6 protein-coding genes are annotated in these 7,909 nt (G+C 62.7%); all 6 read left to right on the plus strand.

All coding sequences use genetic code 11. The annotated features are described in order from the left end of the window. Positions 1–50 precede the first annotated feature (50 nt). The 6 genes from ggt to LB554_RS09485 all read left to right on the plus strand — a co-directional run bounded on the left by ggt (position 51) and on the right by LB554_RS09485 (position 7,767). Positions 51–1,637 carry a gamma-glutamyltransferase gene (gene ggt, locus LB554_RS09460; protein WP_224584220.1) on the plus strand — a complete coding sequence of 529 codons (1,587 nt, stop codon included), beginning with the start codon at positions 51–53 and terminating at the stop codon, positions 1,635–1,637. A gap of 247 nt (positions 1,638–1,884) precedes the next feature. Next, positions 1,885–3,405, plus strand: a complete 1,521-nt coding sequence (locus LB554_RS09465) for an acyl--CoA ligase (protein WP_224584234.1) — start codon at positions 1,885–1,887, stop codon at positions 3,403–3,405. 2 nt (positions 3,406–3,407) lie between these two features. Then, positions 3,408–4,388, plus strand: coding sequence for a 2-dehydropantoate 2-reductase (locus tag LB554_RS09470; protein WP_224584222.1), 981 nt, complete (start codon positions 3,408–3,410; stop codon positions 4,386–4,388). A 764-nt stretch (positions 4,389–5,152) separates the two neighbouring features. Further along, positions 5,153–5,791: a hypothetical protein gene (locus LB554_RS09475; RefSeq protein ID WP_224525446.1), complete on the plus strand. Its 639-nt coding sequence runs from the start codon at positions 5,153–5,155 to the stop codon at positions 5,789–5,791. Next, entirely contained in the window at positions 5,788–6,486 is a 699-nt protein-coding gene (locus tag LB554_RS09480) for a hypothetical protein (protein ID WP_224584223.1), read from the plus strand. The genes LB554_RS09475 and LB554_RS09480 overlap by 4 nt, the downstream gene beginning before the upstream one ends. A gap of 147 nt (positions 6,487–6,633) precedes the next feature. Continuing rightward, the gene (locus LB554_RS09485; protein ID WP_224584225.1) at positions 6,634–7,767 is read left to right on the plus strand and encodes a glycosyltransferase family 9 protein; all 1,134 of its coding nucleotides are present in this window, start codon (positions 6,634–6,636) and stop codon (positions 7,765–7,767) included. The last annotated feature ends 142 nt before the right edge of the window (positions 7,768–7,909 follow it).

The following is a 7,909-nucleotide window of genomic DNA, read 5'->3' on the forward strand; positions in this document are numbered from 1 at the left end:
TCGCTTCAAGTGCCCATTCGCTTCAAGACACCGGGGGATACCCAGACCAGATGCGTGATTTCCAGTTTCCCGGCCGCTCGCCGGTTCGTGCCACGGAAGCGATTGCCGCGACATCGCATCCGCTCTCGACGCTTGCGGCCATCGAGATGCTGCGCGCCGGCGGCAATGCCATGGATGCCGCCATCTGCGCCGCCGCCGTGCAGGGCGTGGTCGAGCCGCAATCGACGGGGATCGGCGGCGATTGCTTTGTCCTCTACTGCCCCAAGGGGCAAAGCGAAGTGCTGGCTTTCAACGGCTCGGGGCGTGCGCCGGCGGCCGCGACCGTCGACTGGTATCGCGACAAGGGTTTTAGCGAGCTTCCCAAACAGGGGCCGCATGCGGTGACCGTGCCGGGCGCCATCGACGCCTGGTGCCGGCTGCTGGAGGACCATGGCAGCAAGAGCCTGGCCGAGGTGCTGGCGCCGGCGATCCACTACGCCGAGAACGGCTATGTCGTGCACGACCGCGTCGCCTTCGACTGGGCCGAACCCGAAACCGATCTTTCCGCCGACGAGCATGCCGCGCGCATCTTCCTGCCGGGCGGCATGGCGCCGAAGGCCGGCGACGTGCACAGGCAGCCGGAGCTGGCCGCGACCTTGCGGGTGATCGCCAAACAGGGCCGCGCCGGGTTCTACGAAGGCGCGGTCGCCGACGACATGGTGCGCCGGCTCAAGGAGCTGGGCGGGCTGCACACGGCGGACGATTTCGCCGCGACCAGGGGCGACTATGTGGCGCCGGTGAGCGTCAGCTATGGCGGCCACGAGATCCACCAGATGCCGCCGAACAACCAGGGGCTGACGGCGCTTTTGATGCTGAACGTGCTGTCGGGCTTCAAGCTCGGTGGGCTCGACCCTAACGGCGCCGAGCGCCTGCACCTGGAGATCGAGGCCGGGCGGCTGGCCTATCGCGACCGCGACCGTTTCGTCGGCGACCAGGACCATGTCCCGGTGCCGGTGAGGCAGCTTCTGTCGGCAGCCTATGCCGACCGGCTGCGCGCCGAGATCGACCGCGAGCACGCCATGACCCATTTGCCCGACGTGCAGCTGCCGGGCAGCGACACGGTCTATATCTCGATCGTCGACCGCGACCGCAACGCGGTCTCCTTCATCAACTCGACCTATTATTCGTTCGGCAGCGGCGTCGTCGGTCCCAAGACCGGCGTCGTGCTGCAGAACCGCGGCTCGAGCTTCCGCCTCGATCCGGCCCACCCCAACGCCATCGCGCCCAGCAAGCGGCCGATGCACACGATCATGCCCGGCATGGCGACCAAAAACGGCCGCGTGGTGATGCCGTTCGGCGTCATGGGCGGCGGCTACCAGCCCTTCGGCCATGTCCATCTTCTGACCAACATGATCGATTTCGGCATGGACCCGCAGCAAGCGCTCGACGCGCCGCGCGTGTTCTACAATGACGGTATGGTGGAGGCGGAGCGCAACGTGCCCGCCGAGGCGGTCGAAGGCCTGCGGCGGCGCGGTCACGCCATCACCGAGCCGCACCATCCGCTCGGCGGCGGCCAGGCGGTGCTGATCGACTGGGAAAAGGGAACGCTGACGGGGGCATCCGATCCGCGCAAGGACGGGATGGCGCTGGGGTATTGAGGAACTACCGGGCGCGGGCGCTGCCCCTCACCTGCCTGCCGGCATCCTCTCCCCGTATAGTGACGGGGAGAGGGGACACTGTCATCGACAGTTTCGCCAATCGCCCACGCTGAACAGGCGCCGAGACCGAAACTGCCCCTTTCTCCCCGTCCCTATACGGGGAGAAATGCCCGGCAGGGCAATGAGGGGCGGCGCTGACATCAGATGGACTTTCGCAAGCCATAGTCTTGAAACATAGCTGGTGACCATGACCCAAATCCACACAGACCTTTCCCACCGCCTCGTCGCCGGCGCCGACGACGCGCCGGCGATCCTGGCGCCCGACAGGCCGACGCTGACCCATGGCAGGCTGCGCGCGCTGATCGCCACCACCGCCACGCAGCTCCATGCACGCGGCATCGGCCGAGGCGACCGGGTGGCGATCGTGCTGCCCAACGGGCCGGAGATGGCGACGGCCTTCATCGCTGTCGCCGCCACAGCCTCGACGGCGCCGCTCAACCCCGCCTACCGGGCGGACGAGCTCGATTTCTACCTGACCGACATCGGCGCCAAGGCGATCCTGGTCGCCGAGACCGAGACTGGCCCTGCCGTGACTGTGGCCGAGCGCCTTGGCATCGGCGTGCTGCGGCTCATCGCGCCGCCGGACGCGCCGGCCGGCAGCTTCACCATCGAAGGCGCGGCGGTCGGACCGCAAGCGGCTCCCGCCATGGCTGGAGATGATGACATCGCGCTTTTGCTGCACACCTCCGGCACGACGTCGCGGCCCAAGCTGGTGCCGCTCAGCCATGCCAATGTCGCGGCCTCCGCCCGCCATATCGGCGCGACGCTCGGCCTGACGGCTAGCGATCGCTGCCTCAACATCATGCCGCTGTTCCATATCCATGGGCTGATCGCGGCGGTGCTGTCGTCGCTGGCATCGGGCGGCAGCATCTACTGCACGCCAGGCTTCAACGCGCTGCGCTTCTTCCAGTGGCTGAGCGACGCCGGGCCGAGCTGGTACACGGCCGTGCCGACCATGCACCAGGCGATCCTGGCGCGCGCGGCGCGTAACCCGGAAGCATTGGCGGCGGCGCGCCTGCGTTTCATCCGCTCGTCCTCGGCCTCGCTGCCGGCGCAGGTGATGGCCGAGCTCGAGGCGACCTTCGGCTGCCCAGTCATCGAGTCCTACGGGATGACCGAGGCCGCGCACCAGATGGCGTCGAACCGGCTGCCGCCCGGCCTGCGCAAGCCGGGCAGCGTCGGTGCGGCCGGCGGACCCGAGGTTGCGGTGATGGCGCCGGACGGCCGGCTGATGCAGGCCGGCGAAACGGGCGAGATCGTCATTCGCGGCCCCAATGTCACCTCAGGCTACGAGAAGAACCCGGACGCCAACGCCACGGCCTTCGCGCATGGCTGGTTCCACACCGGCGACCAGGGCGTGCTCGACGATGACGGCTATCTCAGGGTCACCGGCCGGCTGAAGGAGATCATAAACCGCGGCGGCGAGAAGATCTCGCCGCTCGAAGTCGACAATGTGCTGATGGACTATCCGGCGGTGGCGCAGGTCGTCACCTTCGCCATGCCGCATGACAAGCTCGGCGAGGAGGTGGCCGCGGCCGTGGTGCTGCGCGAAGGCATGAGCGCCAGCGAGGGCGATATCCGCGCCCATGCCGCGATGCGGCTCGCCGACTTCAAGGTGCCTCGCAAGGTGCTGATCCTGGAGGAGATCCCCAAAGGCGCGACCGGCAAGCTGCAGCGCATCGGGCTCGCCGCCAAGCTCGGGCTCTGATGATGAAGATCACCATCTTCGGCGCCGGCGCCATCGGCGGCTACCTCGCGGCCAAGCTGGCGATTGCCGGCCGCACCGAGCTGTCGATCGTCGCCCGCGGCGCGCATCTCGACGCGATCAAGGCCAATGGCCTGCGCCTGATAGAGGAAGGACAGGAAACGACCGCCCCGGTCAGGACCGCCGCAAAGGCGGAAGAGCTTGGCGAACAGGACTATGTCGTATTGGCGCTGAAGGCGCATTCCGTCGCGCCCGCGCTCGACCAGATCGCCCCGCTGCTTGGGGACCACACAGCGGTCGTCACCATGCAGAACGGCGTTCCCTGGTGGTATTTCCACAAAAACGGCGGCGCGCTCGAAGGCACCAAACTGCAGCAGGTCGACCCCGGCGGCACGATCTGGGACCGGCTCGGCCCGCGGCGTGTCATCGGTTCGGTGGTCTACCCCGCCGTCGAGGTCGATGCGCCCGGCCTGATCCGCCATGTCGAAGGAAAACGCTTCTCGCTCGGCGAACCCTCGGGCGAGAAGAGCGAAAGGGTCACGCTCCTGGCCGGGGAGATGGTCAAGGCCGGGCTGCAGGCGCCGGTGCGCGAGGACATACGCGCAGAGATATGGATAAAATTGTGGGGCAATCTCTCCTTCAACCCGATCTCAGCGCTGACCGGCTCGACGCTTGCCGCGATCGTCGCCGACGAGGGCACCCGCATGCTCGCCCGCGCCATGATGCTGGAAGCGCAGGCGATCGGCGAAAGCCTCGGCGTGCGCTTCCCCATAGACGTCGACCGCCGCATCAAGGGCGCCGGCGACGTCGGCGACCACAAGACCTCGATGCTGCAGGACCTGGAACGCGGCCGCCCGATGGAGATCGACGCGCTAGTGGGCGCCGTGCAGGAGCTGGGCCGGCTGACGGGCAAGCCGACGCCGGCGATCGATGGGGTGCTGGCGCTGGTGAAGAGGCTGGCGGTGGAGCGGGGGTGTTATGGGTGAATAGGGAAACCGGCATCGGTTAGTGCCTGCCCGTCCCGAATGACCCGAGAGAGACGTCCCTAACTCTACGGTTGGACGGCCGCTTTGCGCCTCATCTCGATTATCGAAGTCAGCTGTGCCGCCGCCGAAAAGCGGACGTTAGTGACGACGCATCAGATGTGACGGGTGCGCCAGGACCGCACCAGCCGTGACCCAACGTGTAATGTCGATTTGTCCTCGGGTTCCCACTCGTAAAGCGCTGCAGGCCAAGGTTCCACAGCCGGTAGACACGATCGAGCTCGGCCAAGCCGCGGCCGGGTTCTGTCAAGATATTTGCGCTCCGACGCGGAGTGGATAGCTGCTTCTGCCGACTTTCTTCCGCAAGGTGGAGAAAAACAGTTGGCGACCTACTTCAGAGGGGTAGGAACAAGCGCGGAACGCTGACTTCAGATTGAAAGGAACGCGCAATGCCGAAGACTACGATTTACCCTTGCTACGCCAAGGACGGGGAAGAGGCCGTGGCCCGCTTCTCCCGAGATCTTTTCCAATAGCGCATTTGGTGCCGATCACCGTGCACGCTCGCCACCGTGACCAAGTGATCCGCTGTACTTCGGTCTTCCGCTTGCAGTGCTTCCCTGCTTAATTCGAGGAAATTTGCACAATTATAGGGTTGCGGCATGATACCAATCTACATCGGCTATGATCCACGGGAATCCCGCGTTCTAGACGTAGCGCGATGGAGCGCTTATCGGCGGACAAGCACGCCGTTGCAGATACTACCATTGGTGCTCAAAGACCTTGAAGCCCAAGGAATTATGAAGCGACCGATGGTGGTACGGGATGGTAAGCTCTGGTGCCCGATTTCCGAGGCACCGATGGCGACAGAGTTTGCCATATCGCGCTTTGCCGTTCCGTTTATAAGGCAAGGCGGCTGGGCCATGTTCTGCGATTGTGATGTCCTGTTTCTGAAGGATCCAGCCAAGCTGCTCGATCTAGTCGATCCTTCCTACGCGATTATGGCGGTTAAGCACCAGCAACGCGAATCCGAAGCGGTCAAGATGGACGGACAAATGCAGACGTTCTATCGCCGCAAAAACTGGTCGTCGGTCGTTTTGTGGAATCTAGATCATCCCTCCAACAAACGGCTGACCAACGAGATGCTCAATACGTGGCCTGGACGTGACCTCCACGCCTTCAAATGGCTTGAGGACCACGAGATCGGGGAATTGCCTCTGGCATGGAACTACCTCGTAGGGGCTTCGGCTTCGGAACTCGATCCCGCCGATGTCTCGCTGGCGCACTACACGCTCGGCGGCCCTTGGTTTGCGGGTTGGTCCGGCACCACGCAATGGGACGAATTATGGAGGCGAGAAGAGAGCATTCTGCGCGCGTTTGAGGAACATGCCGTTCAGGTTCCCGCATGAAAACTCCGCTTTTGGATTTCTTGCCAATCTTCTCAAAGCCAACTCTTCGGTTGCCCAAGGCCACTGGTCCCGCCTTGGTGATGGGGTCGGCGCCGAATTTTCGCCTCCCGGAGGGACATGGTGTCGATTGGGCCCTAGTGACCGTCAATGCTTCCCAGCTTTTGGCGGAAACGTTCGGCCTCCGCCTTCCTGATATCGCAGTCATCCGCCGCGGCATTTTGGTCGGCGCGAGCGAACAGGACTTCTACAAGCGCGATTTGTTAAAGGGACGGCAGGCGAAACATCTGATCGTACCGGTTTGGCCGGACGTTGAAGACAAGCTGAAAGCTGGTTGTCGCACCTTCAATTATGGTTTCGATACCTTGCAGGCGCTCACCAAATGGCAACTTGCCAACATCGTCTGGCGGCTTAGCGGCAAATATCATGTGTCCCGCGGCTGGCACCGGAAAATCTCCACCGGAGCCTTCGCGATCATGTTGACGCGTTTCGCCGGCTTCGCCCCTGTTGTAGTCAGCGGGTTTTCCCTGTCCCAGGCTGGGCATGGATACGACACCCGAAATGCCTTTCGATATCATGCCGACGAAGATGCGTATTTGCTTCGCCTGGTAGTGAGTAGAGGCGAGCCAATCTACGCGGAGGATAGGGACTTCGCCGCGGAAACTGGATTGCCCTTGTGGCGGGGACAGATGCCATGACGAGTGCTTCTTAGGGAAGCTTGCAACATGGGCTGTCCCGAACGCTATAGCAAAGATGATCTAGCTCCGGTGGTGAAAAGAGATATCCATTTCTCGGAGATGCGAACCGACCAATGACCAACATTACCCGCCCTTCAGGAGGTTGGTGTGCTGAATATCTCGATGGTTGATCGGCAGACTGTCAAGTCCATTCTCGTTATTCAGACGAAGTACATCGGGGACATCATTCTAACTTCGGTGCTCGTGCGAAATCTGCGCCTCGCTTACCCAAACGCTGCGATAGCCATGCTCTGCGCTCCTGGCCTGCGAGACTTCGTAATCAGCCAGAATATCGCGGACCTGGCCATCGGGTTCGACGGTAGAAGTGCTGGTAGAAGTCTGCTTCAGCGGGTGAAGGAATATTCAAGCTTGGTAGCTGACCTCCGTCGCCGAAAATTCGATCTCACCATTGATGTAACTGACTCGAAGACGTCAAGGATATTGCACAGGTCAATCGGCGCTCCGCTGCGCGTTGGGTACAACCCCCCGGAAAAGCCCCTGAAGTTTTGGGAAGGTCAGCCTGCTAATATATTTGCTAAACCCTTTGGTCATGGAGGCGCGCACTATTTGTACCGGTATTTGTCCCCGCTTGAAGCCCTTGGGATAGAATTACGCGAAGTGACGCCGAGGCTTGAACCCACACCGGTTGGGCGAAGCGCGTCTACCCAGGTTCTGGCGCAAAGCAAGCTGGCTGTAAAAGCTTTCGTCGCTGTGCACGCTGGAGCAAGGTTCGAAGGGCGGTGTTGGCAACCTGAACGGTTCGCTGCAATAATCGACGAGGTTTATGCCGCGACGGGCCTGCGGTCACTACTGGTTGGTGGACCTAATGAAGGCTCAACCGCGCAGACAATCTTGGACATGGCAGCGTCACCATTGGCGAGCGTTGTTGGTAAGATCTCGCTTGAGACATTAACTGCTTTGCTTGCGGATGCATTTATCTTTCTGGGAAACGAGAGCGGCCCAATGCACCTGGCTGCGTCAGTCGGAACCCCGGTTGTGGGCCTTTATGGCCTCACGCCACCCGACATCTGGGGACCTCTTGGGGTGCTTCACCGCACCGTTGAGCCGCCGTTGCCTTGCCAGTGCATTGCGCCCGATTTGTGCAAGCCCGGCAATCCGGGCGGCGTGTACTGCGTTCATCGACTACCCGTTGCCAAGGTCGCCCAGGCGACACGAGACCTGATGGATGCAGTGAGGCAACAGGCGAACGAGACGGCCAATCAAACAGACTCACTCCGGTAGAAACAGCGATGACCGGCCCGCGTGAAACCGTGAAGAAGGCACTGCAGACCTATGTCGACGAGATCGTGCGATCATCAATTCGGTGATAGGCAGGCGGTAAAGGATCGCCAGTAGCGATGCAAACCCTAAGTCACCCCTTCCC

The organism is Mesorhizobium sp. CO1-1-11 (genome assembly GCF_020164995.1).
Taxonomy (GTDB): Bacteria; Pseudomonadota; Alphaproteobacteria; order Rhizobiales; family Rhizobiaceae; genus Mesorhizobium; species Mesorhizobium australicum.